Here is a 26,613-nt window from a genome sequence, read left to right on the forward strand (position 1 = left end):
TCTACACTGTGATTATTTCTGATATGTGATCCCTCTTCGCTACCTGGATCTTAAAATCCCTGGAACGGTACGGGTTGTCACCAAGTGTCACCTCCGAGCACACAGTCTCGTAGGCAAGTTCTTCATAGTTGTTTTCTCTGCTTAAATGGCCAAGAAAAACCGCCTTCAAATTATCATGGAGGATCCGACAGAGCAGACGTCCTGCATTCTCATTGGAGAGATGCCCACGGTCTCCCAGAATCCTCTGTTTGAGATAATAAGGGTATTTTCCAACCTGAAGCATGCGGATGTCATGATTTGCTTCCAAAAGCACCGCATCCAGATTCTCCAGATTTTTTACAATGTAATCATTATATTTTCCAAGGTCCGTGGCGATGCCCACAGAATGCTCTCCACATTCCATGCGGTAACCCACCGGCTGTGCAGCATCATGGGGAATGGTAAAAGGATTTACCGTCAGGTCCTTGATCCCAAAAGGCTCATCCTCCCGGATCTCGTGGATCAGTCCCTCCGGCATTTTTCCAAGGGATTTCATACGAAGCATGGCATCTGCTGTTCCACCTGTGGTATAGATGGGAATTCCGTATTTTCTGGAGATCACTCCCAGTCCCTTGATATGGTCGGAATGTTCATGTGTGATCAGGATACCGTCCACATCTTTTCCGGTAAGATCCAGCGAATTCAGGCCTTTTTCGATACTCTTCCCGCTGATCCCCACATCTACCAGAACATGTGCCTCCTCAGAGCCCACATAAATACAGTTGCCGCTGCTTCCGCTGGCAATACTACAAAGTCTCATTTCTCTCTATCCCTTCTCTGATCTGTCTCCGGGTACCCTTCAGATCTCCATTATTCTCGATCACATAATCCGTATGTTCTCTGAAAACCTGGTCAGATACCTGGTTTCGGATAATGCCAAGAGATTTCTCTCTGGAATAGCCACGGCTTTCCATCAGACGACGGATCCGGATTTCCTCCTCTGTATACACATACCAGACTTCATCACAGAATTCCTGATAATTCTCTTCCAGAAAAAGAGCAGCTTCCACAACACAGATCTCTCTTCCGGCTTCCTTCTGTTCTCCAAGAAGATCCAGGATTCTCTGCTTTACAGCCGGATGGATGATCCCGTTTAATTTCAAAAGCATATCCTTATCTGTGAATACTACATCAGAAATCCGTCTCCGGTCAATAGTTTTATCTTTTTTTATGATTTCTTTTCCAAACAATGCGATCACCGCATCGTAACATTCTTCCCCCGGTTCCATCAGAATGTGACCAAGCTGGTCTGCCTGGATCACATATGCCTGGAAATCTTCTTCCAGGATTCCAAGTACTGTACTTTTTCCGGCCCCTACTCCGCCGGTTACTCCGATCACTCTCATTTATTTCGCCTCATACCAGCTGTCACCCTGGTGCATATCTACGTCAAGTTCCACTGCAAGGTCTGCAGCTCCCTTCATCTCTTCTTCCAGAATACGGGAAACTTCCTCGATCTCTTCTTTCTTTGTCTCGATCAGAAGCTCATCGTGAACCTGCAGCACCAGCCTTGAACGCAGTCCCTCTTTTTTCATTCGTTCATAAACATGATTCATGGCTATTTTGATGATATCTGCTGCAGTACCCTGGATCGGAGAGTTCATGGCTACACGTTCTCCGAAGGAGCGCTGCATGAAATTACTGGATCTCAGCTCCGGCACGGGCCTTCGTCTGCCGAACATAGTTGTCACATAACCGTGTTCCTTGCCATCCTTTACCAGACCGTCCAGAAAGCCCTTGATCTTCGGATAGGTCTCGAAATATTTCTCAATATAGGCAGCTGCCTCTTTTCTGGTAATACTTAGATCCTGGCTCAGTCCAAAGGAACTGATCCCATAAACGATTCCGAAATTTACCGCCTTGGCATTTCTTCGCTGAAGAGATGTCACTTCATCCAGCGGCACATGAAACACCTGGGATGCGGTGAGCCGGTGGATATCCTCCGCCTCACGATAAGCCTGGATCAGTTTTTCATCACCGGACATATGTGCCAGCACACGAAGCTCGATCTGGGAATAATCAGCATCCAGAAATACAAATCCCTCCTCCGGCACAAAAACCTTACGGATCAGCCTGCCCAGCTCCATGCGGACCGGTATGTTTTGAAGATTCGGATCTGTACTGCTGATACGACCGGTTGCTGTGATCGTCTGATTAAAAGTAGAGTGGATCCTTCCATCTTTTCCGATCACATTTCCGAGACCATCTGCATAAGTGGATTTCAGCTTGGTCAGCTGGCGGTACTCCAGGATATCTTTTACGATAGCATGATCCGGCGCCAGCTTATCCAGGATATCCGCCGCTGTGGAATAGCCGGTCCTGGTCTTCTTTCCACCTGGAAGTCCCAGCTTTTCAAAAAGGATCACACCCAGCTGTTTCGGGGAATTGATATTAAACTCCTCCCCTGCTTCCTGCCAGATGGTTTTTTCCAGCTCCTGGATACGGACTTTAAGTTTTTCACCATAGCTCTTAAGCTCTTCACCCTTAACGGAAATCCCCCATTTTTCCATGAAGTCCAGGGTAAAGACAAGAGGAAGCTCGATCTCATCATAAACCTTACGCATGCCTGTTTCATCCAGTTTTTCAAGAAGAACCTTTCGGGCCATGCAGGGCACAAACGCCTGATAGCAGGCATAATTTCCAAGGCATTCCTTTTCCTCTTCCCAGGCCTTTTTCAGAGAAGTCTTTCCAAGAAGGTCTTCCTTTGAGGGGAGCATCATACCATCCAGATATTCTCTGGCGATATCATCATGGGAATAGGAAGATTTCAGCGGGTTCAGAAGATATGCAGCAACCCCCGCATCAAAAACCTTCTTCGGATCATCAAGGGAAACATGTTTGAGAACTGATTTAATATCCATAGCACAGAGCACTGTACTGTCCGCCAGAGTTTTCAGTTTTCCGCAAAGGTAATCCCCTGTGAGAAGTCCTCCTACCGGGATCTGATAGATTTCTTTTTCATCCAGGACCAGTCCCACGGTATACACCTGATTCGGATCTGCAAGAACAGAAATACCCACCTGATCTTTCTGCGCTGCTTTTTCAAACAGTGCCTCCACACCGGAAAGATCATTACAGGTAAAAAATTCCAGTTCCATGGAGGAATCTGCTGTCGTAGCCGGATCAAAACGGTTCAGCATGTTCTTAAATTCCAGGCGTTTACACAATTCATATGCCTCCGGAGTATAGGGATTTTCCACTTTCGCTTTTTCGTAGGAAAATTCCAGCGGACTATCTGTGTTGATGGTTGCAAGCTCTTTGGAAAGCTGTGCCAGATCATAATGCTCGCGGAGAGATTCTTTCGCCTTATTAGGCTTTACCTCTTCCAGATGCTCATGAGCATTCTCAATGGAACCGAACTGCACGATCATCTTGGTCGCGGTTTTCTCTCCAACACCCGGGATTCCCGGAATATTATCGGAGCTGTCGCCCATCAGTGCTTTCAGTTCTATGATCTGCGGCGGCGTTACCTGATATTTCTCAAGAACTTCCGCTGTATGGTAGTTTTCAATGGTTGTCTTTCCCCGGACAGTCTTCGGAAGCCGGATCAGCACCTTATCTGTGGCAAGCTGAAGAAGATCACGGTCTCCGGAAAGAATGGTAACATCCATACCCTTTGCTTCACTTCTTCTGGCGACCGTACCAAGAAGATCATCTGCTTCATAGCCTTCCAGGGACATGATGTTGATTCCCATGGCAGAAAGCATCTCCTTGATCAGCGGAACCTGTTCCCGAAGCTCCTCCGGCATGGTTTTTCGGGTGCCTTTATAGGCTTCATATCTCTTATGCCGGAACGTAGGTGCACTCAGATCAAATGCAACGGTAAGATACTCCGGCTTCTCTTCCTCCATGATCCTGAACATAATATTCAGAAATCCATATACCGCTCCTGTATGACGTCCTTCTGCATTGGTAAGATCCGGCAGACCATAAAACGCACGGTTCAGGATGCTGTGACCATCGATCAGTAATATTTTTTCACTCAAAATCAAATTCCCTCCTTCAGTTCCAGGATCACAAAAACAAGAAAGACCACCAGTGCCGCGATCAGAACGCAGACTGCCACTGCAGCGATCGCTCTGTGAAATTTCTTTTTTCGGATATACCTTCTGGATTTTCGGATATCCTCTTCCAGAAGCTCCTTAAAATCCAGAACAGTATCTTCCTGTTTCTCATCCAGCTGCTGCATGGCCTTATGTACAATGAAATATGTGGCAAGCTCATCGTAGCAGGAGGAACACTTCTCAATATGCTCCAGAAAATCCTCCAGATCATTCAACGGCAACGTATGATCGATATATTTATTAACCATTCCCTCTGCAATACGACAGTTCATATTTTCCCTCTCTTTCAAAGCAGCGGATTCTCCCATATGATAAGCCTCTTCTGAGATCCCGCTTCACAATTTACCCCAGACTGGGGAAATATTTCCCAGAATGTTATATCATTATAGCGAATTAAACGTTGAATGACAAGGGCGGTTTCCTGTGGTATACTTGAGATGTCCCGGTCAGAAAACAGAAAAACTGACCAAATATGAAAATCCAGGCAAGGAGGATCACCATTATGAAATCTATAGCAATCGTTACAGACAGTAACTGCGGCATGTCTCCCGCTCAAGTAAAAGACCTTGGCATCTACATGCTTCCAATGCCGTTTTTTATAGATGATAAGGAATATCTGGAAGACATTGACATGAACCAATCAGAGTTCTTTCAGCATCTTGAACAAAATCCAGGCTGCAGAGTTTCCACATCTCAGCCTACACCGGAATCCGTCACTACCCTCTGGGACAAGCTGCTCAAAGACTACGACGAGATCGTACATATCCCCATGTCCAGCGGTCTCTCCAGTTCCATGCAGACTGCCCGCATGCTTGCAGAAGACTATGATGGCCGTGTACGTGTCGTAAACAACCAGAGGATCTCCGGGACCTTACGTTACTCTGCCATCGAGGCTATCCAGCAGGCTAAAAACGGTCTCTCTGCCGATGAGATCGGAACCTGGCTGGAAGAAACCCGCTTCGACTCCAGCATCTATATCACTGTAGCTACTCTGAAGTACCTGAAACAGGGCGGCCGCATCACTCCTGCAGCTGCAGCCATCGGAACCATGCTCCGTCTGAAACCGGTTCTGCAGATCCAGGGCGAAAAGCTGGACGCCTTCTCCAAGGCCCGCACCATGACCCAGGCAAAAAACACTATGACTAAAGCCATCAAAGATGACATTGCAGACCGCTTTGGAGAAAAGATCAACCTGGATGTCATCCACTCCCACAACCTGGAAGCAGCCGAAGAATTCCGAAAAGAAGTCCTCACCACCTTCCCGAATATCGGTGAAGTCAACATCTTCCCTCTCTCCCTGAGCGTTTCCTGCCACATCGGCCCCGGAAGTCTGGCACTCACCTGTTCCAAGGTACACCCGGAAATATGGTAAAGACTAGTCAGAAGCAATCCACATGGCCAGAGCACAGCCGGAGGGAATACTTCTGTATGGCTCTGTCTCTGGAGGAGGGCTGCTAGTCCTTAGATTCTGGAAATCTGCGTTATTAAAAAAAGTTCGGCTGTCTGAGCGGCAACAAGCCGCGAGTTCCGAACTTTTTTTAATGGTTTTAGCAGATTTTCAGGGCCTTAGAACTAACGCCCAACGGAAGCCGAAGCCCATACAGAAGTATTCCCTTCGGCGTCCCTCCCGCCAACATATTTAATTTTCCTGTGTATTCTCAATCTCCACCGGCGCTTCATTCAAGATCTTCATAAACTCCTCACCGGTGATCGTCTCATGCTCATACAGATACTTGGCAATCTCATGGAGCTTTCCGATATTATCTGTCAGGATCTTCGTAGCCTTTTCATGCTCCCGTCTTACAAGCTCCACAACCTTCTTATCCAAAAGCGTCTGCGTCTCAAAGGAACAGGTTAGACTTGCATCTCCGCCAAGATACTGATTGCTTACATTTTCCATGGCAACCATGTCAAAATCATCACTCATACCATACCTGCTGATCATCGCTCTGGCAATCTTGGTCGCCTGCTCAATATCATTGGAGGCACCGGTAGTAATGGAATGGAAGATCAGCTCTTCCGCTGCACGGCCGCCTGTAAATGTAGCGATCTTATTCTCCAGTTCTTCCTTAGTCATCAGGAAATGTTCCTGCTCATCTACCTGCATGGTATATCCCAGTGCACCGGAGGTACGTGGAATGATCGTGATCTTATGGACCGGTGCAGAATCTGTCTGCTTGGCAGCAACCAGTGCATGACCAACCTCATGATAGGAAACGATCAGCTTTTCCTTATTGGAAAGTACACGGTTCTTTTTCTGATATCCGGCAATAACAACTTCGATGCTTTCTTCAAAATCCGCCTGTGTGGCAAATTTCCGTCCGTCGCGGACTGCACGGAGAGCTGCCTCGTTGACAATATTGGCAAGCTCCGCACCGGAGGCACCGACTGCCGCCTTGGCAATTTCATCAAACCGGACTGTATCCGCAATTTTGATCTTCTTGGCATGAACCTTCAGGATTTCCTCACGCCCCTGAAGATCCGGAAGCTCAACCGGGATCCTTCTGTCAAAACGTCCCGGACGAAGAAGTGCAGGGTCAAGGGAATCCGGTCGGTTGGTAGCTGCCAGGATCACAACACCCTTGGAACCGTCAAAACCGTCCATCTCTGTCAAAAGCTGGTTCAGTGTCTGCTCACGCTCATCGTTTCCGCCGCCCATTCCGGAGCCGTCACGTTTCTTGCCGATGGTATCGATCTCATCAATAAATACGATACATGGTGCCTTCTCATTGGCCTGTTTAAAAAGATCACGGACCTTGGCAGCACCCATACCCACAAACATCTCCACAAATTCCGAACCGGAAATTGAGAAAAACGGAACCTCCGCCTCACCGGCAACTGCCTTGGCAAGAAGAGTTTTACCGGTTCCGGGAGGGCCTACAAGAAGGGCACCCTTCGGCATGGAGGCACCGATCTCTCTGTATTTCTCCGGATTATGAAGGAAATCTACAATTTCCGTCAAAAGCTCCTTGGCTTCATCCTCACCGGCAACATCTGAAAATTTGATTCCCGTAGAGGATTTCACATAAACCTTGGCATTACTTTTGCCAAAGGACATCATGCCTCCCGGTCCTCCGTTTCCCATGGAACTCATCATCTTCTTGCTGAGCCAGCGTCCCAGGAGAATAAAGATTGCGATTGGGAATACATATCCCAGGATCAGAGATAAAAGCAGGGACTGTCTCTGCGGTGCAGTACCCTCTATACTTACGCCCGCATCGTAAAGATGGGATACAAGATCCTGATCCTCTACAGATACCGTCTTACAATAGACATCATTTCCATCTACCTTCATCGTATAATAGATATAATCAGAATTAATAGTTGCTTCATATACTTTTCCTCTGTCTACGGCTTTCAGGAAAGTGGTGTAATCGGTCTCTTTTACACTTCTCTCAGAAAGAGCAGGAAGAGCAAAAACATTTAGCAGAACTATAATTACGACCGCAATGAGATAATATACATACAGCGGCCGCTTCTCTGGTTTTTTGGAATTCAGATTCATGCAGTCTCCTCCGTTATCTTATAGTATATTGCTATATCCACAGTGCTATATCAGGTGGTACAGCCTTGTAGTACACTCTACCACTTTTTTCAGTCAATTTCAAGGATGCCTCATCCGATTTCATAAACATTTTAGAATTAAAAATATTTCCAAATAATACCTTTATTCTGAAAAAATCCTTGCAAGCCACCTGATACTGTGCTATTATAATAAATGGTTATGCCGCTGTGGCGGAATTGGCAGACGCACTTGACTCAAAATCAAGCGGAGCGATCCGTGCCGGTTCGAGTCCGGCCAGCGGCATTCGCATAAAAGACCTGACGGAGAAATCTGTCAGGTCTTTATTATATACTATCAAAAAACACGAAAGGAATAAAAAAATGGAAAAAGACAAAAGCTTTTTAGGAACCGAGTCTGTCGGAAAGCTTCTTCTGCAGCTTGCACTTCCTACCGTTGCCGCACAGCTCATCAATATGCTCTACAATATCGTCGATCGTATCTATATTGGTCATATTCCCGGAGAGGGTGCTCTTGCTCTTACCGGTGTAGGTGTCTGTATGCCGCTTATTATGGTCGTATCTGCCTTTGCTGCTCTTGTCGGAAACGGAGGCGCTCCCAGAGCCAGCATCTTTATGGGTAAAAATGACACGTCGAAAGCCGAACAGACTCTCGGAAACTGCTTCGCCATGCAGGTCATCATCTCCCTGATCCTGACTGTTATCCTGTTTCTCGGAAACCGCAGCCTTCTCCTTGCATTCGGCGCCAGTGCAAACACCATCGACTATGCGGTGGGTTACATGAATATCTATGCAGTAGGAACTATCTTTGTACAGCTGACTCTTGGCATGAATAATTTCATCACAGCCCAGGGATTCGCCAAAACCGGAATGCTCTCCGTACTGATCGGTGCGATCTCCAACATTATTCTGGATCCGGTTTTTATTTTCGGATTCCACATGGGGGTCCGGGGCGCTGCTCTGGCAACAGTGATCTCCCAGGCATTTTCCTGCATCTGGGTCCTCTCCTTCCTCTTTGGAAAAAAGACCTTCCTGAAGCTTCGGAAAAGCACCATGAAACTAAAAGCCGATATCATTCTGCCCAGTATGGCTCTTGGCTCTTCTCTCTTTGTCATGCAGCTCAGTGAAAGCGTTATCTCTGTCTGCTACAATTCCTCACTCTTAAAATACGGCGGGGATGTTGCCGTAGGAGCCATGACTATCCTTACCAGCGTCATGCAGTTTGCCATGCTTCCTCTTCAGGGACTTGGTCAGGGTGCACAGCCTATCATCAGCTACAACTATGGTGCACGTAACGAAAAACGTGTACGTTCTACATTTAAGCTTCTTATAAAAACAAGTGTTTCTTATTCCGTGATCCTGTGGCTGATCATTATGATCTTCCCGCAGATCTTTGCCGGAATGTTTACTTCGGACAGTACATTACTTGCTTTCACAAAAACAGCGCTCCGGATCTATATGGCAGTTGTGTTTATCTTTGGTATCCAGATTGCCTGCCAGATGACCTTTATCTCCCTTGGCAGAGCCAAAGATTCCATCATTGTGGCTATTGTCCGGAAATTTATTCTGGTCATCCCGCTGATCTATATCCTGCCCAATATTTTCCGTGCTGACCGGACAAATGCAGTTTATATGGCCGAGCCGGTTGCGGATATCCTGGCCGTTACATTTACTGCCATCCTGTTTTTCTTTGAGTTTAGAAAAGCCCTGGCAGAAATCTCCGGCAGCCGGAAGCTGTAACCCTGCATTTGACCACCTTCCGCCCTGCTCGCGATCTTATGCCTACCAGATACTTAAACATAAAACAGCCTTCCGGCATCATTACAAGATGCATAGAAGGCTGTTTTTATATATTTTCGCTATTTTATTTCAGTTCGTCTTCATCCTGAAGAAGTTTCTCAAAAACAGGGAAGCAGTCAAAGGTTGCAAAATAATCTCTCGGTGTCTCGGCACGACGGATCATCTCAAAGCTGCCGTCCTCATGAAGAAGGATCTCTGCAGATTTCAGTTTACCATTGTAGTTATAACCCATTGCAAAACCATGAGCACCTGTATCATGGATCACAAGAAGATCTCCCTTGTCGATTTTCGGAAGCATACGGTCAATGGCAAATTTATCATTATTCTCACAGAGGGAACCTGTCACATCATATTTATGATCGCACGGCTCGTTCTCCTTACCCATAACCGTAATGTGATGATAAGCACCATACATAGCCGGACGCATCAGATTTACTGCACAGGCATCTACGCCGATATACTCTTTATGTGTATGCTTCTCATGAATTGCTTTTGTGACAAGGCAGCCATACGGTCCCATCATGAAACGGCCAAGCTCTGTATAGATTGCAACATCCCCCATTCCTTCCGGAACAAGGACTTCTTCATAAACCTTGCGGACACCCTCACCGATCACACGGATATCATTTGGCTCCTGATCCGGTTTATAAGGAATTCCGATACCACCGGAAAGGTTGATGAATTTAATGTGTGCACCTGTCTCCTTCTGAAGCTTCACGGCAAGCTCAAACATAACCTTTGCAAGCATTGGATAATAATCATTGGTCACTGTGTTGCTTGCAAGGAATGCATGGATTCCGAACTCTTTGGCACCTTTGGATTTCAGGATACGGAATGCGTCAAAGATCTGCTCGGTAGTCATTCCGTATTTTGCATCTCCGGGATTATCCATGATACCGTTACTGATCTTAAATACTCCACCTGGATTGTAACGGCAGCTGATCACTTCCGGGATTTTTCCGAGAGCTTTCTCTACGCTCTCAATATGTGTGATGTCATCAAGGTTGATGATCCCACCGATCTCATCTGCATATCTGAACTCTTTCTCCGGTGTGTCATTGGAGGAAAACATGATATCGCCCTTTTTGCAGCCTACTGCCTTGGCCATCATAAGCTCTGTTTCTGAGGAGCAGTCGCAGCCACAGCCATACTCCTGCAGAATATTGATCAGATATGGATTCGGTGTTGCCTTTACCGCAAAAAATTCCTTGAATCCTTTGTTCCATGCAAAGGCCTCTTTCAGGGCTTTTGCATTCTCACGGATTCCCTTCTCATCATAGAGATGGAAGGGTGTCGGAAACTTTTCAGTAATTTCGTTGAGTTTCTCAAGTGTCACAAATGGTTCTTTTTTCATAATAACTGCATCTCCTGTTTTTCCGACTGCTGTTCCCGAAGAAAACTCAGTCTTATTCTGCCTCGATCACGTGCATCATATTTGTCACTGCACCACGACCGTTTGTCATGTTGGTCGCAGGGTCTCCTGCTGTAAATACAACAAGGTCTCCTTTATGTATCAGATGACGGCTGCGGACAACATTCATGGCCTGAGACATGATATGGTCCGTGGTATCTCTCTGATATCCTTTCAGAGGTGTTACACCCCAGATCAGCTGAAGTTTATGCTGGATGGTTGAGTTTGGTGTAATCGCATAGATTGGAACCTTCGGGCGGAAATTGGAGATCAGTCTGGCTGTATTTCCACTCATTGTCGGTGTTACGATAGCGTTCGCCTTCAGGTTCTTTGCAGTACGCACCGTTGCAAGTGCCACTGCACTGGAGATCTTCTCTCTTCCATCCATGGAACGATGTTCAATAAACACTTTATAATCCAGATGCGGCTCTGTCATCTCTGCGATATCTGCCATCATCTTAAGAGCATCAACCGGATATTTACCAGCTGCTGTCTCTCCGGAAAGCATGATCGCATCGGTTCCGTCGTAGATCGCATTGGCAACATCAGCTACCTCTGCACGTGTAGGACGCGGATTACGGATCATGGAATCAAGCATCTGTGTTGCTGTGATAACCGGTGTATAATGTTCGTTACACTTACGGATGATCTCCTTCTGGATGTGAGGTACCTGGCTTGCAGGAATTTCCACACCGAGATCTCCTCTGGCAACCATGATACCGTCAGATGCTTCAATGATGGAATCAATATTCTCAACACCCTCTGCATTCTCGATCTTCGCGATAATACCGATATCCTTTCCACCATTATCATTCAGAAGCTTACGGATCTCACGGATCACCTCTGCGGAGCGGACAAAAGATGCCGCGATGAAATCAAATTTCTGCTCGATACCAAAGATAATATCCTTCTTATCCTGCTCTGTGATTCCCGGAAGATTTACTTTTACATAGGGAACATTTACACCCTTCTTCTCTCCCAGCTCACCACCGTTTAAGATATCACAGACAATATCGGTTCCCTTGATCGCCTTAACCTCCAACTCGATCAGACCATCATCAATGAGGATCCTGTTTCCCGGTTTTACATCCTTGTAAAGTGTCTCATATGTGATAGCAACCTTTGTGCTGTCGCCTTCAAAATCGCCAATTCCAAGTACAAACTGTTTTCCCGCTTCCAGCTTAACCTTCTGTCCGTCCTTTAAAAGTCTGGTACGGATCTCCGGTCCCTTTGTGTCAAGAAGCATGGCAATAGGCATATCAAGCTCCTCACGAAGCTCCTTGATCATATCCACACGGCCCTTCTGCTCCTCGTGGTCTCCGTGAGAAAAGTTGAATCTGGCAATATCCATTCCATTCTCCATAAGAGCCTTCAGAGTTTCCCTGTTATTGCTGGCAGGTCCAAGTGTACAGATAATCTTAGTTTTTTTCATAATAATGTTCTCCTTCGTTTGTGCGTTTTACTGTACGTGTTTATGTGTAAATAAATGATCCTGACAATATTCATAATTTCCGTTGCACTTTGAGCAGAAACGAAACTCCAGGTTTGGGTCATCCTTTTCGGTACGTCCGCAAATCGCACATTTATGCTTGACGATCCCATCCGGACCGGACCCTGTTCTGGAAGGAGCTACAGCCTTCTTAAACTGCTGCCTCCTGTGGATCTCCTTCGGATTGTATCGGTTCATATCACGGGTACTGAAATAAAAGATCACAAAGTTTAAAAGTGATGCTACGATCGGTACTACACCTACCCAAAGCCCGACTCGAAGATAAGATACGATATCCCACGCAATGAACAGTCCGTATACAAAGGCCATCCACTTCATCCTGATCGGGATCACAAACATAAGAAGCAGCTGAAGATCCGGATATGTGACTGCATAGGCAAGGAAAATAGAAAGACTGATATAATATGTGGTAAAAATATTTCCGCCAAGAGAATAGGCGATCCCGTTCATCACCACATAACCACCTGTAAACACATGTAAAAGCACTGCTGCGATCACAGTAAACAAAACACCTGAAAAAATATACAATGTGTACCGGAAAGTTCCCCAGGTACGTTCCAGTGAAGTACCGATCGGATAATAGAAAAAAAAGATTGCGAGAAGGAACATCACAAGATTGCCGGTTCCTCCCACACTGGACGGCGGATAGATCACCCATGTCACCAGTCTCCAGATCTGTCCCTTCATGACCATGGACATATCAAGACTCAGCATGTTCAAAACTCCCGGAGCAAACATAGCCAGAAAATACCCCAACACATAACATCCGATGATGTAAACCGTCAGATTCGGAACCCCGAATCTTCCGAATTTACGTTCCAGTTTGTCGATAAATTTCATTAAAATCTCCTTTCAGAAAACTTTTGAAAATCAGAAAAATCGCTTCTTGGAAAGAATGATCGCTGCCACAACACTGATCGCCACAGAAATCAGGATAATGATCAGAAATCCCAATGGACTCCTTGATAAGGGCATACCGGAACCAGCCACATTCATTCCGTAAGCACTGAACACAATAGTCGGAATACTCATGACAATAGTAATGATCGCCAGTACCTTCATAACGATATTCATATTATTGGAGATGATCGATGCAAAAGCATCCATAGTTCCGTTCAGGATACCGCTGTACACATTGGCCATTTCGATCGCCTGCTTATTCTCAGTAATGACATCCTCCAGAAGATCAGTGTCCTCCGGATATTTCTTGATGCTGTCTATCTTCAGAAGCTTCTCCAGCACAACCTCATTGGACCGGAGTGATGTGATAAAATAAGTCAGGGATTTCTGCAGCTCCAGAAGCTCGATCAGCTCCTCATTTCTTGTGGAAAGATGCAGTTTTTCTTCCACCTGCTCACTTTTTTTGTCAATGATACGCAGATAACGCAGGTACATGCTCGCATTTCTGTAAAGGATCTGAAAGATAAAACGGGTCTTCATATAGGTAAAAAAGCTCCTGACTCTTCCCTCCATAAATCTGGTAAGAACCGGTGTGTCCTCCAGACAGATGGTAAAGATCATAGACCCCGTCACAATGATGCCAAGCGGTATTGTCCCATACCAGTCCTTGTCATTACGTTCCTCGATCATAGGAACATCAACCAGGATCAGTGTATAATTATCCTCAACTTCGATACGTGACCGTTCTTCCTCATCCAAAGGGGATCGTAAATCGTCAACCTCTATATCAAACTTCTCGGAAAATTCAAAAATCTCTGTTGCCGTCGGATTCGTCAGCGCAATCCAGCAGCCTTCCTCCGGTTCCTGTATCTGGTGGATGGCTCCGTCTATTGTCTTGTAAATCCTTACCACGATTCCCACTTCCCTTCTCTTACTTTTCTTTTGCCAGGGCAAAATTCTTTTTTATTATAAATAGTCAAAATAGCTTTGTCAATTCATACCTTTTCTTTTTAAAAGAGCTTTTAAATAATTTCACATGATCTTTACATAAAAATTCATTCTGCCTTCCACGTTCTTTACATTTTTTCCGGCTTCCTATATAATGATTCCAGAATTCCAACGAAAGGAAGTTATACAAATGAGTCAGTCATCATTCGGAAAAAAATTCGTGGTTACCACCTGGGGAGAATCTCACGGCAAGGCTATCGGTGCCGTTCTCGACGGCTGTCCCGCAGGTCTTTCTCTCTGCGAAGAAGATATCCAGGTTTTTCTTGACCGGAGAAAGCCCGGTCAGAGCCGTTATACAACTGCCCGTAAGGAAGGAGATCTGGTGGAGATCCTTTCCGGAGTTTTTGAAGGAAAGACTACCGGTACTCCAATTTCTCTTCTGATCCGCAATACAGATCAGCGTTCCAGAGATTACGGAAATATCGCATACTCCTATCGTCCCGGTCACGCAGACTTTACCTTTGACCAGAAATACGGATTCCGTGATTACCGTGGAGGTGGACGCTCCTCCGGAAGAGAAACCGCCGGACGTGTGGCAGCCGGTGCCATTGCCATCAAGCTGTTAAACGAACTTGGCATTACATTTACTACCTACGCAAGATCCATCGGTCCTGTGGAAATCCGGTCCTTCTCAGAAGAAGAGATCCGAAATAATGCACTCTGCATGCCAGATGCCGACGCAGCCGCAAAGGCATCTGCCTATCTCGAACAATGTCTGAACAGTCAGGACAGTGCAGGCGGTGTGATCGAATGCCGCATCAAAAACGTTCCTGCCGGTCTGGGCGATACGGTTTTTGACAAACTGGATGCTACTCTTGCTCATGCGATCATGTCCATCGGTGCTGTAAAAGCTGTTGAGATCGGTGACGGCATCAATGTGACACGTCTTACCGGTTCCGAAGACAACGACGGTTTTGTACAGAAAGACGGCATTATTTCCAAAACCTCCAACCACGCAGGTGGTATTATGGGTGGTATGAGTGACGGCAGTGATATCATACTCCGTGCACATATCAAACCTACTCCTTCCATCAGTCAGTCTCAGTCTACTGTGACCAACACCGGAGAAAACCTGGAGCTTGAGATCAAGGGCCGGCATGATCCGGTGATCGTACCGCGTGCAGTAGTCGTTGTGGAAGCTATGGCAGCACTTACCATTACAGATGCACTTTTTAACAATATGAGTGCACGGATGGATCGTATCCACGAATTTTATCAGCGGTAATTTCACATTTTGACCTGTCAGATAAAAAATTATAAATGCGCAACAAAAACAGACTCAGGGAAAGTTCCTACTCGTCCCTGAGTCTGTTTTTGTTTGCCTGTATAAAACTTACTTTGAGCAATCCTGCTCTTAATCCAACTGCTCCCATGTATCCGGTACCGGCCAGATATGGATACAGTTCGGTGTCTCGATCTTTCTTGGTTTTTCGTTCATCATGATGATATTCTTTTCATAATCCACAGTGAAAACGGTAATACTGTTGCTGGCATGATTGGCAACAGCAATATGCTTGTTATCCGGGAAAATCATAAGATCCTTCGGGTAATCACCACTGATCGGAAGTGTAAATTTCTTGGTCAGAAGGCCTGTTTCCTGGTCTACTGCATACATAGTCACAGTATTTTCCCCTGCTGTTGTACAGAAAAGATATTTACCGTCCGCAGAAAGAGACATACCGGAAGCTGCGTTATGGAGCGCATCATTGGAATCCTCTTTTCCAAGAGTGGTAATGCTCTGAAGCAGCTGGAACTCCGGGTTCTTACCGCTTCCGTCATAGCTGTATACCTTCACCTCATTGCTGAGCTCAAAAAGAAGATATGCAAATCTTCCGTCATCACTGAAGCGGATGATACGAGGGCCGCTCTCTCTCGGGCAGCGAAGAATGTCAACCAGCTCCAGTTTGTCTTTCTTCTTATTGATACGATAGATCTTAACCTGATCGATACCATTATCTACCGCACAGAGATACTTATTATCCGGTGTCGGACGTACACAATTAACATGCGGACGGAAGTTACGCTCTGCCACGCTTCCAAGTCCCTTGTGGAAAGCGCCGTCCATAACACTTCCCAAACGGCCGTCTTTATGTGTATGTACAACCGTTACCTTACCATCATGGTACCCTGCCACATAAAGATATCTTCCGTCCACATCTGTTGCAAGATAGCAGCCTCGCATTCCGTTGATATCCACATTGTTGAGGCGGGTAAGATCACCGTTCTTGTCTCTTTCAAATACAGCTACACCCTCATCCTCAATGGAATACAGATATTTACCGTTTTTTGATACTGCCAGATGAGAAGCATTGCTAACTTCCACTTCGCTTCGTTCTGTGAGTGTTCCTTTTTCTACATCTACATCGTATACCTGAATTCCCTTACTGGTTCCATGGGTATATGTTCCCACGTAAGCCACGTACTTCTTTTTTCCCATAAGTTCTGGCCTCCTGCTTTTTACATTGGTTACGTATTTTTGTGTTTATTTTATCACAAAGCTTCTGCAAGAACAAGTTACCATCCTGTTATCTTTTGTGCAATTTTTTATGCAAAGCTGCCGTTCACTATGGCATTCACACATGATCAACGCAAATGGATCGGCTCCTGCGCATCCATTACGCCTCTTTACAGATCTCCCAAAGCACCTCTCATTGCTTCCAGAGTTTCATCAATTACTTCATCTGTATGCGCTGTGGAAAGGAACATCGCCTCAAACTGGGAAGGTGCAAGATGAATGCCTCGTTTCAGCATTCCCTTGAAATATTTTGCAAAAAGATCCAGGTTGGATGTTTTTGCAGAAACATAGTCTTTTACCTCCTGGTCTGTAAAGAAAATACTTGCCAGAGAAGAATCATAGTTTACCTGATATGGAAGACCTTTTTCCTCCACGATCTTCTTCAAGCCGCCGTAAAGCTTCTCACCTTTGACAGCCAGATCTTTGTAGATCTCCTGATGCTCATAGAGATATTTCAGCTGTGTGAAACCTGCAGCCATGGCAACCGGGTTTCCGCTTAAGGTACCTGCCTGGTATACAGGACCACACGGTGAGATCAGATCCATGATCTCCTTACGTCCGCCATAAGCGCCTACCGGCATTCCTGCGCCGATTATTTTCCCGTAGGTGACAAGATCCGGACGGATACCAAAATACTCTGCTGCTCCGCCAAAGGCAAGTCGGAAGCCTGTGATCACTTCATCAAAGATCAGCAGACAATTGTGCTCATCGCAAAGCTCACGAAGCCGCTTTAAGAAACCTGGTTTCGGAGGAACCACACCCATGTTTGCTCCTACTGCCTCCACGATCACGGCTGCCACATTTCCCTCTTCCTGTTTGAGAAGTGCTTCCACACTGGCGGCATCATTGTAGGTAGCCGTCATGGTATCCTGTGTACAGCCCTTCGGAACACCGGCGCTGTCCGGAATACCACTTGCCATGACACCGGAGCCGGCACTTACCAGAAGGCAGTCACTGTGTCCGTGATAGCAACCTGCAAATTTGATGATCTTGTCTTTTCCGGTAAAACCTCTTGCTGCACGGATGGCACTCATAACAGCTTCTGTTCCTGAGTTTACCATACGGATCATATCTACATGTGGAATATGTTCACAGATAAATTCTGCGATCTCTACTTCGATTCCTGTAGCACAGCCAAAGCTCAGGCCATTTTCGCAGGCCTTGATCACACTCTCGCGGATCTCCGGGAAATTATGTCCCAGGATCATCGGGCCCCAGGAATCAATGTAATCCACATAACGGTTTCCATCTACATCATAGATGTAGCATTTATCTGCTTTTTCAATAAAACGAGGTGCCTCACCGATGGCTCCGTAAGATCTTACCGGGCTGTTTACGCCTCCCGGGATTCTTTTTACCGCACGCTCAAATAACTGTTCTGATCTTGTCATCAGCCGATTCTCCCTTCATCCATAAGTCTTGCCAGAAGCTCCGCATAATAGGTAAGATAGATCTGCGCACCGGAACGGAATGCTCCTGTAGCCATCTCACCCACGATCCTTTCTTCGTCGATCCAGCCGTTTGCAGCTGCTGCTTTTACCATTGCATACTCACCACTGACACTGTATGCGGCAACCGGAACGTTTGTGATCTCCTTTACCTGCCAGACCATATCCTGGTATGCAAGAGCCGGTTTTACCATGATGATATCTGCACCCTCTTCCACATCTGCAAGTGCCTCTTTCAGCCCTTCTCTGCTGTTGTGCGGATCCATCTGGTAGCTTTTTCTGTCGCCAAAGGACGGAGCAGAATCTGCTGCCTCACGGAACGGGCCATAAAATGCAGAAGCATATTTTACTGCATAGGACATGATCGGTGTTGTATAATGTCCTGCCTTGTCCAGACACTGACGGATCGCTGCAACACGACCATCCATCATATCAGACGGAGCAACCATATCTGCACCTGCCTCCACGTGGGAAAGTGCTGTTTTTGCGAGAAGCTCCAGCGTCTTGTCATTGTCCACATCATGACCGCAGAGAACGCCGCAATGGCCATGGGAAGTGTACTCACACATGCATACATCTGTTACATAATAAAGCTCCGGAAATTTCTCTTTTGCAATGCGAAGAGCTCTCTGAACGATCCCCTCCGGATCATAGGCACCGCTGCCCACTTCATCCTTATGGTCAGGAATACCAAAAAACATCACACTTCCTACACCGGCTTTGGAAAGCTGCTCCAGTTTATACGGAAGACGGTCCAGGCTGTAACGGTACTGCCCGGTCATGGACGGAATTTCCTCTTCCTTATTTTCTCCTTCCATTACGAACATAGGATACATAAGAGAAGATTTATCCATTCTTGTCTCACGTACCATCTTACGAAGATTTTCGCTACCTCTTAATCTTCTTGGTCTTTTTGTCAGTTCCATGATCATTCGCTCCTTTTCATATCCTCCACCAGTTTGACAAGACTGTCAATGGTGGCTTTTTCTGACATATATGCTTTCATTCCAAAGCTCTCAGCAGCCGCTTTCGTCTGTCTGCCGATGCAGGCCGCCTTAACCTTTGAATAATCCAGTCCTTTTGTTCCTTCTACAAATCCCTTCACAGTGGAGGCACTTGTAAACACCGCACAGCTGATCTGTCCTGTTTCAAATTCCTTCTTCTCATCGATGAGCTGGCTCTTTTCGTAAAGAGTCTGATAGGTCGGAACATCCTCGATCACAGCACCTGCCTGTGCAAAAAATACGGTGAGCTTTTCATTGCCCTTTTCTGCCCGCGGGATAAGTATCTTTTCTCCACCGGAAAGAAGCTCTGAAAGTTCCTTTCCAAGAGTATCCCCGTCATATACCGACGGCACAAAATCTGCCAGCAATCCTCTTTCCTGCAGGGCCTTTTTTGTTCCCTCCCCGATCACGGCCAGACGGGCATTTCCCATGGCACGGATATCTTTTCCATGGCGGATCAGTTCTTCAAAAAATACCCTTACACCTGTAGGGCTGGTAAATACAAGCCACTGATATTCCTCCAGGTGATCCAGCGCTTTATAGAGACGGCTCTGGTCTTCCATGGGGACAGTACGGATCGCCGGAAGCTCCAGAACCTCCGCACCTTTTTCACGAAGCTTGTCCGCAGTTCTGGAAACAAGCTCTTTCGGTCTTGTGACAAGGACCTTCCAGCCTGAAAGCGGCAGTTCTTCATACCAGGCAAACTTCTCTGCCAGTGTACACACCTTACCCACCACAATGATCGCCGGTGTCTCGATCCCCTGGCGTTTCACCTCTTCTTCTAGGGTAGAAACTGTTGCTACGATCCGTTTCTGACCTGCTGTAGTTCCCTTCTGCAGGATCGCCGCAGGCATATCCTTTTCCATTCCTGCGCCTATAAGACCCTCGCAGATATCCGGAAGTGCGGACACCCCCATCAGGAATACAAGCGTTCCCTTTGTATCAACAAGTGCATGGAAATCTATATCGTATTCTTCTCCGGCTTTCTTGTGTCCTGTAATGATGTGGACTGAAGAACAGAAATCCCTGTGTGTTACCGGAACCCCGTTATATGCCGGTACTGCAATGGAGGAAGTAACACCCGGAACAACCTCATAAGGGATCCCATTCTCCCGAAGAAGCTCCAGCTCCTCTCCTCCTCTTCCAAAGAGGAATGGATCTCCGCCTTTCAGGCGCACCACACGAAGACCCCGCTGTGCCTCCTCAAGAAGTACCTGATTGATATTTTCCTGACGCATGATATGGTGACTGGCACGTTTGCCTACATTGATCAGCCTGGCATTTTCCGGGATTCTTGACAGAACTCCCTGACCTACCAGACTGTCATAGACGACCACATCTGCCTGTTCCAGCACTTTGAGGCCTTTTAATGTAAAAAGGCCGATATCGCCAGGACCCGCTCCTACCAGCCATACTTTTCCTGTTTTCATCTGTTTTCTCCTTTTTTCCGAAGAGTTTCTGCCAGTTCCCTGCCTAAGCTTTCCGCATCTGCCTTATTGCCACGCAGTGTTCCTGTTACATAGGAACCGTCTTTTTCATTATAATAAAGCCCTCTGAGATAGATCTCATCCCCGAGAATTTCCGCATGGGCAGCCACCGGAGAAGAGCAACCTCCATCCAGGAGCTTTACAAAAGCACGCTCCGCACTTCCCGCGGTCCAGGCATCCTTATCACAGTAGCCCTCCAGGAAATCATAAGCTTCCCCTTTTCTTCCCTGTACAGCAAGGATTCCCTGACCAGCAGCCGGAATGATCTCATCTGCTGTAAAATACCGGTTGATCCTGGATTCCAGTCCAAGTCTCTTAAGGCCGGCAGCAGCCAGGATCAATGCACTGTACTGTCCTTCATCCAGCTTCTGGAGTCTTGTCTGAAGATTTCCGCGGATACTTCTGACATCCATATCCGGATACAGTTTTTTAAGCTGTAAAGTTCTCCTTAAGCTTGAGCATCCAAGGGGCTTGCTTTTATCAAGTTCAGAAGCTCCCTCAGGAAGAACCAGTACGTCTCTCGGATCTTCTCTTTTGGAAAAAGCCAGCAGCGGCAGCTCCTCCGGAACCTCCATAGGCATATCTTTCAGGCTGTGTACAGAAAGAATACTTCTTCCATCTATCAGTGCTTTATCCAGCTCCTTTACAAAAAGCCCTTTTCCGCCAACCTTATCCAGTGTACGGTCCAAAATGATATCCCCGGTAGTTTTCATAGTGAGGATTTCCACTTCCAGATCCGGATTTTTTTCTTTTATGTAGTCACGGACCATTTCGCTCTGCAGCACTGCAAGCTTACTCTCTCTGCTGCCGATCACGATCTTATCTCTCTTCATCTTCATCCTGCTCTCCCAGTACTTTTTCCAGCGCATTCTGGATCTCTTCCCTTACACGCTTTGCTTTTTTGTGATCCAGTCCGCTGGCTGTAACTCCAACTACCATTTCATCCCGCATATATACGCCTGGGAAATAAAAATCACAGCCTTCCCGGTCGGAGGCTACATTAACATAAATGCCCTCCTCCTTACAGACACGGTGGATCTCATCATTCAGCTTCCAGTCATTGGTGGCTGCGATCACCATATATGCATTGGCAAAATCAGAACGTTTCACGGGACGGATATACAGAGTCACGGTTCCTGCTTTCCCGAGATCCATAAGCTCCTGGGTCACTTTTGTAGCCACTACCGTGATATTTCTTGTAAATTTCAGAAGAGTTTTTATTCTTCTGGTAGCAATATTACCACCACCTGCCACAACGATATTTTTATCGGACAGGTCTATAAACATGGGGAAATAAGGTTTATTCTTCATAAAGTTTCTCCAGTCCTTCCACACATTCCAGAAAAGCATCCTGGTTCAGACTATCCCGAAGCCCGAAGATCAGCTTGTTCACAACCTTTCCGGCTGCAGTATCCACTGCTTTTTTCAGGTTTTCTCTGTCTGAATCCTCCATAGGAGTTTTCCGGAAGATTTTTTCGATCCTCAGGTTCAGATCTTCCACAGCATCCGCTTTGATCTCCTGGATGCGCGGGATGATATCACGACCTTCCAGCCACTGGAAAAATTCGTTCATCTGGGCCTTCACAATGGCTCCTGCTGCTTCCAGGTTATCTGCAAGTTCCTTCGGTGTCTCGCCGGTTCGGAAGCTGTCCATATCATAAAGTGTGATGTTATCTTTTTTTCGGATCTCCGGATCAATATCTCTTGGAACTGCCAGATCAATAAGGATCATAGGTCGTTCCACACGTACATCCTCAAACAATTCTTCCGTCAGTGTATAATTGGGGCTTGCTGTTGCGCTGACCACCAGGTCACACTCCGGCAGATAATCCATTCTCTCACCATAATTGATCCTGCTGCATCCAACAGGAATGCTCACAACACCACTTCTGTACTGACGGATCGTAACCGTCACATCCGCTCCTGCTTCACGCAGTGTCTGGGCAGCCATCTTCCCCATCTCACCGTTTCCGATCACCATACAGACTTTATTGCGAACATGATAACCGCCCTCTTCCAGAAAACGGATGGCCTGATGGATCACAGAAGGATTTCCATGGGAAAACGGCACTTCCGTTTTGATCTTCTTGCCTGCAGTTACCGCCATACGGAAAAGCACCTCCAGAACACTGTCTGTGGTAAACTCATCCCTTGACATACTCAACGCATCTTTTACCTGGGTCAGGATCTGATCTTCCCCCAGGATCTGGGATTTCAGTCCGCTGGTAAGATAAAAAAGGTGCTCCACCGCCTCTTCGTTTTCTCTGCTGGTAAAATACTTCTGGTATTGTTCTCCCTGCACACCTTTCAACGAGCAGAGCCACTGATACAGGTCCGGCTTCTCCTCATCTGCAGTACTTACCCACAGTTCCAGCCGGTTACAGGTCGACAGAATAATACACCCGCAGATCCCAGCTTCTTCTTTCAGCCTGCGCAGCGCCTCTCCGGTATTTTTACGGGTAAAAGCAAACTGCGCTCTGACATCTACAGGTGCCATATTATGATCGATTCCAAGCATGAATATACTCATGTCCTACGTTTCTCCTTTGTTTCCACAATCTTTTATTATGATAAACATTTCCGTAAGGAAAGTCAACTACGATTGACAACGTCAGCCCTCCCTTTTATAATATCTTATGGTAGAAATTGCGGATCATCTTTATATTCCAGCGGAGAAATATAAAGAGTTTATCATAATTACCATAATTATCAGGATGGAGGAAATCCCCGTATGAACTCAGCTTCAAAAAAAGCGATCCTAGTAGTAAGTTTCGGCACAAGCTATGAAAACACCCGTAAGCTTACCATCGAGGCCATCGAGCACGATATTGCCGATGCATTCCCGGCCTGTCCCACCTACCGTGCATGGACAAGCAAAATGATCATTGCCAAACTGAAAAAGCGGGATGGTCTTACGATCCACACGGTAAAGGAGGCTCTGGAACAGATGCTTCTGGATGGTATCACCGATGTGATCGTACAGCCGACTCATGTGATCAACGGTATCGAAAATGATCAGATGAAAGCCGATGCGCTTTCTTTTCGTGACCGTTTTTCCAGTATTGTTTTCGGAAATCCTCTTCTCACAACAGAAGAAGATAACCAGGCGATCGTCCGGGTAGTTGCAGATGAATTCCGGGACATGGATCCGGACACTGCACTTGTACTGATGGGACATGGAACAGAACACTACGCAAACACGGTTTATGCTGCTTTGGATTACCGTTTTAAAGATACCGGACATAAAAATATTTTTCTTGGAACTGTAGAAGCCTATCCGGCCTTGGACTCCCTTCTCCGGGCTGCCGACAGCTTTCATCCGAAAAAGATCGTGCTGGCGCCTTTCATGATCGTAGCCGGCGACCATGCACAGAACGATCTGGCCGGTGCAGATCCGGACTCCTGGATGAACCGTCTTTCTTCCGAAGGATATGAAGTCACCCCTGTACTGAAGGGACTTGGCGAATATCCCCAGGTCAGGCAGATCCTTGTGGAACATGTACAGCAGGCCATGAACGCTTCGGTCTGACAGAGATCAGATGATCCATATATATCCCTCATAAAAAAACTGCACCGTGATCCATCCCAGGATCTTCCGGTGCAGTTTTTTATTTTTTATGAAATTACTTGAAGTTCTGAAATTTCTGTTATTTATGCCATCAGTTCATCCAGTTTTGTCTTTACAGCAAGGATAAACTCTTTGCTGTTCAATACCTGTACCTCTTTCAGGGAAGTGATCAGTGCAAGATCCTTGGTCATCTTTCCGCTTTCAATGGTATCCAGTGTTGCTTTTTCCAGTTTTCCTGCAAAATCAGCAAGTGCTTCATTTCCGTCCAGCTCGCCTCTCTTGCGGAGAGCTCCTGTCCATGCAAAGATCGTTGCAACGGAGTTTGTGGATGTTTCTTTTCCCTCAAGATGACGATAATAGTGTCTCTGAACTGTTCCGTGGGCAGCCTCATACTCAAAATATCCCTTCGGGGATACCAGTACAGAGGTCATCATGGCAAGAGAGCCGAATGCGGAAGATACCATGTCGCTCATAACATCTCCGTCATAGTTCTTGCATGCCCAGATAAAACCGCCATCTGCCTTCATAACACGGGCTACGATATCATCGATCAGACTGTAGAAATAGGTCAGGCCGGCTTCCTCAAATTTATCCTTAAACTCTGCATCAAAGATCTGCTGGAAAATCTCTTTAAATCTTCCATCGTATGTTTTGGAAATGGTATCCTTGCTTCCGAACCATACATCCTGCTTTGTGTCCAGTGCATAATTAAAGCAGCTTCTCGCAAAGCTCTTTACGGAATCATCAAGATTATGCATGCCACGGAGAACACCTGCTCCATCAAAATGCTGGATCAGCTCCTTACGCTCTTCTCCGTCTTCGCCCTCAAATACAAGATATGCATCTCCCGGCTTGTCAATATAAAATTCTGTATTCTTATAGATATCTCCATATGCATGACGTGCAAGTGTGATCGGTTTCACCCAATTCTTTACACATGGCTCGATTCCCTTTACAATGATCGGCGCACGGAATACAGTTCCATCAAGAATAGCACGGATCGTTCCGTTTGGACTCTTGTACATTTTTTTCAGGTCATACTCTTCCATTCTGGCTGCGTTTGGCGTGATCGTGGCACATTTTACGGCTACTCCGTATTTCTTGGTTGCTTCTGCTGCATCAATGGTAACCTGATCATCTGTCTCATTTCTGTGCTCAAGACCAAGATCATAATATTCTGTATTCAGTTCCAGATACGGTGTGAGAAGTTCATCCTTGATGATCTGCCACAGGATACGTGTCATCTCGTCTCCGTCCATCTCAACTAAAGGTGTCTGCATTTTGATTTTTTCCATATTATTTTCTCCTTTTGAGGTTTATTCTCCTGTTCGGATTCCAGGTGCTCTTTCCTTTAGAATCTTTCTTCAGCACTTTTACTGTACATTGTACTCATATTTTCCGGTTCCGTCAACGCTTTTGTGCTTTACCACACTATGTTTATAAGAATTGTATAATAATTCAGCCTGTCAACAGTTTTTCACAGTTAAATTTTCCCCATCCCTGCTGATTTCTGGGAAGTCCCATATCTTCTGCATTTTCTCTTAACAACATCTTTACCTCTACATTAGAAAGCCGGGGATCTTTTTCCAGAAGGCAGGCGATCCCTCCTGACACCAGAGGCGTCGACATGGAGGTTCCGCTTTTGAGCCCATATGAGTACGGCAGTCCCGGTGCACAGGCAATGACCTGGCTTCCCGGCGCTACCAGATCCGGTTTGCACACACAGTCAAAAGTAGGGCCTCTTCCGGAAACTGCCTTTCTGCCATTCAGCATATCACTGGAGCCTACGGTAATGATCTTCCGGCTGCTTCCCGGTGCTGTTACCGTGCCGGCCCCCGGTCCCTGATTTCCTGCTGCAGCTACCACCACAAATCCCAGATCCCAAAGTTTTTCCACTCCTTCAAGAAGATCTGTCTGTTCCTTATGATCCCGGGATGTTGTTCCCACTGAAATATTAACGATACGGATATGATAAATGCTTCCAAACTCCATGATCCACCGAAATGCCCGCATCACATCCTCCCTGCTTCCGTTCCCGAAACGATCCAGAACCTTCAGAGCAGCGATACTGCAGCCAGGTGCAGCCCCTTTATATTTTCCACCTGATGCAGTTCCGTCCCCTGCAAGGATCCCGCTGACATGAGTCCCATGTCCGTTATCATCATATGGGCTGCGTCTGACTCCTGTAAAATCACGAAACACGGAAATACGGCTGCCAAAATCTATATGAGGAAAAATACCGGTATCCAGAACCGCCACGCCTATCCCTTTTCCTGTATACATCCTTTTATACCTTTCCAAAGCTCTCCCGTCGGACAGCTGACCTTTCTTTAGCTT

22 protein-coding genes and 1 tRNA gene are annotated in these 26,613 nt (G+C 46.4%); 5 read left to right on the forward strand and 18 right to left on the reverse strand.

Features of this window, described 5'->3' with window-relative positions; translation table 11 throughout:
* Window position 1: 1 nt before the first annotated feature.
* Genes ACTNDQ_RS07895 through ACTNDQ_RS07910 form a run of 4 tightly spaced genes read right to left on the reverse strand, consistent with a single transcriptional unit; the run spans window position 2 to window position 4,411 of the window.
* A complete protein-coding gene (locus ACTNDQ_RS07895; protein ID WP_441064349.1) occupies window positions 2-799 on the reverse strand; it encodes an MBL fold metallo-hydrolase in 798 nt (265 codons plus the stop codon).
* Complete coding sequence (gene coaE, locus ACTNDQ_RS07900) at window positions 786-1,385, reverse strand: dephospho-CoA kinase (RefSeq protein ID WP_015525251.1); 600 nt, start codon at window positions 1,383-1,385, stop codon at window positions 786-788. Before coaE ends, ACTNDQ_RS07895 begins: the two co-directional genes overlap by 14 nt.
* On the reverse strand, window positions 1,386-4,025 hold the full coding sequence (gene polA / locus ACTNDQ_RS07905; protein WP_279198869.1) for a DNA polymerase I: 2,640 nt from the start codon (window positions 4,023-4,025) through the stop codon (window positions 1,386-1,388).
* A gap of 2 nt (window positions 4,026-4,027) precedes the next feature.
* A complete protein-coding gene (locus ACTNDQ_RS07910) occupies window positions 4,028-4,411 on the reverse strand; it encodes an anti-sigma factor family protein (protein WP_022427101.1) in 384 nt (127 codons plus the stop codon).
* Between the two features lie 194 nt (window positions 4,412-4,605).
* Here ACTNDQ_RS07910 and ACTNDQ_RS07915 point away from each other — a divergent pair, with 194 nt between their 5' ends.
* Window positions 4,606-5,475 carry a DegV family protein gene (locus tag ACTNDQ_RS07915; RefSeq protein ID WP_059085909.1) on the forward strand — a complete coding sequence of 290 codons (870 nt, stop codon included), beginning with the start codon at window positions 4,606-4,608 and terminating at the stop codon, window positions 5,473-5,475.
* A gap of 267 nt (window positions 5,476-5,742) precedes the next feature.
* Here ACTNDQ_RS07915 and ftsH read toward each other — a convergent pair whose 3' ends face one another.
* Window positions 5,743-7,608 (reverse strand): ATP-dependent zinc metalloprotease FtsH, encoded by a 1,866-nt coding sequence (ftsH, locus tag ACTNDQ_RS07920; RefSeq protein ID WP_278797249.1) that lies wholly within the window; start codon window positions 7,606-7,608, stop codon window positions 5,743-5,745.
* A gap of 221 nt (window positions 7,609-7,829) precedes the next feature.
* Here ftsH and ACTNDQ_RS07925 point away from each other — a divergent pair.
* Together ACTNDQ_RS07925 and ACTNDQ_RS07930 are read left to right on the forward strand one after the other, a co-directional pair.
* A tRNA-Leu gene (locus ACTNDQ_RS07925) sits at window positions 7,830-7,911 on the forward strand.
* A 77-nt stretch (window positions 7,912-7,988) separates the two neighbouring features.
* Window positions 7,989-9,365, forward strand: coding sequence for an MATE family efflux transporter (locus tag ACTNDQ_RS07930; RefSeq protein ID WP_279198868.1), 1,377 nt, complete (start codon window positions 7,989-7,991; stop codon window positions 9,363-9,365).
* A gap of 124 nt (window positions 9,366-9,489) precedes the next feature.
* Here ACTNDQ_RS07930 and ACTNDQ_RS07935 read toward each other — a convergent pair whose 3' ends face one another.
* The 4 genes from ACTNDQ_RS07935 to ACTNDQ_RS07950 are packed head-to-tail and all read right to left on the reverse strand — an operon-like array spanning window position 9,490 to window position 14,158.
* On the reverse strand, window positions 9,490-10,779 hold the full coding sequence (locus ACTNDQ_RS07935; protein ID WP_059085911.1) for a diaminopimelate decarboxylase: 1,290 nt from the start codon (window positions 10,777-10,779) through the stop codon (window positions 9,490-9,492).
* Window positions 10,780-10,831: 52 nt separating this feature from the next.
* Window positions 10,832-12,268 (reverse strand): pyruvate kinase, encoded by a 1,437-nt coding sequence (gene pyk, locus ACTNDQ_RS07940; protein WP_021653035.1) that lies wholly within the window; start codon window positions 12,266-12,268, stop codon window positions 10,832-10,834.
* 27 nt (window positions 12,269-12,295) lie between these two features.
* The gene (locus tag ACTNDQ_RS07945; protein WP_278797253.1) at window positions 12,296-13,186 is read right to left on the reverse strand and encodes a hypothetical protein; all 891 of its coding nucleotides are present in this window, start codon (window positions 13,184-13,186) and stop codon (window positions 12,296-12,298) included.
* Window positions 13,187-13,216: 30 nt separating this feature from the next.
* Window positions 13,217-14,158, reverse strand: a complete 942-nt coding sequence (locus ACTNDQ_RS07950) for a magnesium transporter CorA family protein (RefSeq protein ID WP_022426904.1) — start codon at window positions 14,156-14,158, stop codon at window positions 13,217-13,219.
* A 226-nt stretch (window positions 14,159-14,384) separates the two neighbouring features.
* On the opposite strand from ACTNDQ_RS07950, the gene aroC reads away from it, so the two are divergent.
* Entirely contained in the window at window positions 14,385-15,479 is a 1,095-nt protein-coding gene (aroC, locus tag ACTNDQ_RS07955; protein WP_022426905.1) for a chorismate synthase, read from the forward strand.
* Between the two features lie 129 nt (window positions 15,480-15,608).
* On the opposite strand, the gene ACTNDQ_RS07960 is transcribed toward aroC, so the two are convergent.
* The 7 genes from ACTNDQ_RS07960 to hemA all read right to left on the reverse strand — a co-directional run bounded on the left by ACTNDQ_RS07960 (window position 15,609) and on the right by hemA (window position 23,238).
* Window positions 15,609-16,691 (reverse strand): lactonase family protein, encoded by a 1,083-nt coding sequence (locus ACTNDQ_RS07960; RefSeq protein ID WP_441064350.1) that lies wholly within the window; start codon window positions 16,689-16,691, stop codon window positions 15,609-15,611.
* A gap of 188 nt (window positions 16,692-16,879) precedes the next feature.
* The gene (gene hemL, locus ACTNDQ_RS07965) at window positions 16,880-18,160 is read right to left on the reverse strand and encodes a glutamate-1-semialdehyde 2,1-aminomutase (RefSeq protein ID WP_278797257.1); all 1,281 of its coding nucleotides are present in this window, start codon (window positions 18,158-18,160) and stop codon (window positions 16,880-16,882) included.
* Window positions 18,160-19,143 (reverse strand): porphobilinogen synthase, encoded by a 984-nt coding sequence (hemB, locus tag ACTNDQ_RS07970; RefSeq protein WP_279201419.1) that lies wholly within the window; start codon window positions 19,141-19,143, stop codon window positions 18,160-18,162. The genes hemL and hemB overlap by 1 nt, the downstream gene beginning before the upstream one ends.
* 2 nt (window positions 19,144-19,145) lie before the next feature.
* Window positions 19,146-20,651, reverse strand: coding sequence for a uroporphyrinogen-III C-methyltransferase (gene cobA, locus ACTNDQ_RS07975; protein ID WP_441064351.1), 1,506 nt, complete (start codon window positions 20,649-20,651; stop codon window positions 19,146-19,148).
* Complete coding sequence (gene hemC / locus ACTNDQ_RS07980) at window positions 20,648-21,541, reverse strand: hydroxymethylbilane synthase (RefSeq protein WP_334303513.1); 894 nt, start codon at window positions 21,539-21,541, stop codon at window positions 20,648-20,650. The genes cobA and hemC overlap by 4 nt, the downstream gene beginning before the upstream one ends.
* A complete protein-coding gene (locus ACTNDQ_RS07985) occupies window positions 21,528-22,019 on the reverse strand; it encodes a precorrin-2 dehydrogenase/sirohydrochlorin ferrochelatase family protein (protein ID WP_278796938.1) in 492 nt (163 codons plus the stop codon). Before ACTNDQ_RS07985 ends, hemC begins: the two co-directional genes overlap by 14 nt.
* Window positions 22,009-23,238, reverse strand: a complete 1,230-nt coding sequence (gene hemA, locus ACTNDQ_RS07990; RefSeq protein WP_270390372.1) for a glutamyl-tRNA reductase — start codon at window positions 23,236-23,238, stop codon at window positions 22,009-22,011. Before hemA ends, ACTNDQ_RS07985 begins: the two co-directional genes overlap by 11 nt.
* A 201-nt stretch (window positions 23,239-23,439) precedes the next feature.
* Between hemA and ACTNDQ_RS07995 the strand changes: the two genes are divergently transcribed.
* The gene (locus ACTNDQ_RS07995) at window positions 23,440-24,237 is read left to right on the forward strand and encodes a sirohydrochlorin cobaltochelatase (protein WP_278796936.1); all 798 of its coding nucleotides are present in this window, start codon (window positions 23,440-23,442) and stop codon (window positions 24,235-24,237) included.
* Window positions 24,238-24,359: 122 nt separating this feature from the next.
* Here the strand turns inward: ACTNDQ_RS07995 and ACTNDQ_RS08000 are convergent, their stop codons facing one another.
* Together ACTNDQ_RS08000 and ACTNDQ_RS08005 are read right to left on the reverse strand one after the other, a co-directional pair.
* On the reverse strand, window positions 24,360-25,571 hold the full coding sequence (locus tag ACTNDQ_RS08000; protein ID WP_278796933.1) for an NADP-dependent isocitrate dehydrogenase: 1,212 nt from the start codon (window positions 25,569-25,571) through the stop codon (window positions 24,360-24,362).
* 163 nt (window positions 25,572-25,734) lie between these two features.
* Window positions 25,735-26,559 carry a S8 family peptidase gene (locus ACTNDQ_RS08005; protein WP_441064352.1) on the reverse strand — a complete coding sequence of 275 codons (825 nt, stop codon included), beginning with the start codon at window positions 26,557-26,559 and terminating at the stop codon, window positions 25,735-25,737.
* Window positions 26,560-26,613 lie beyond the last annotated feature (54 nt).

Origin of the sequence: Blautia massiliensis (ex Liu et al. 2021) (genome assembly GCF_052064225.1) — a bacterium.
Taxonomy (GTDB): domain Bacteria; phylum Bacillota; class Clostridia; order Lachnospirales; family Lachnospiraceae; genus Blautia_A; species Blautia_A fusiformis.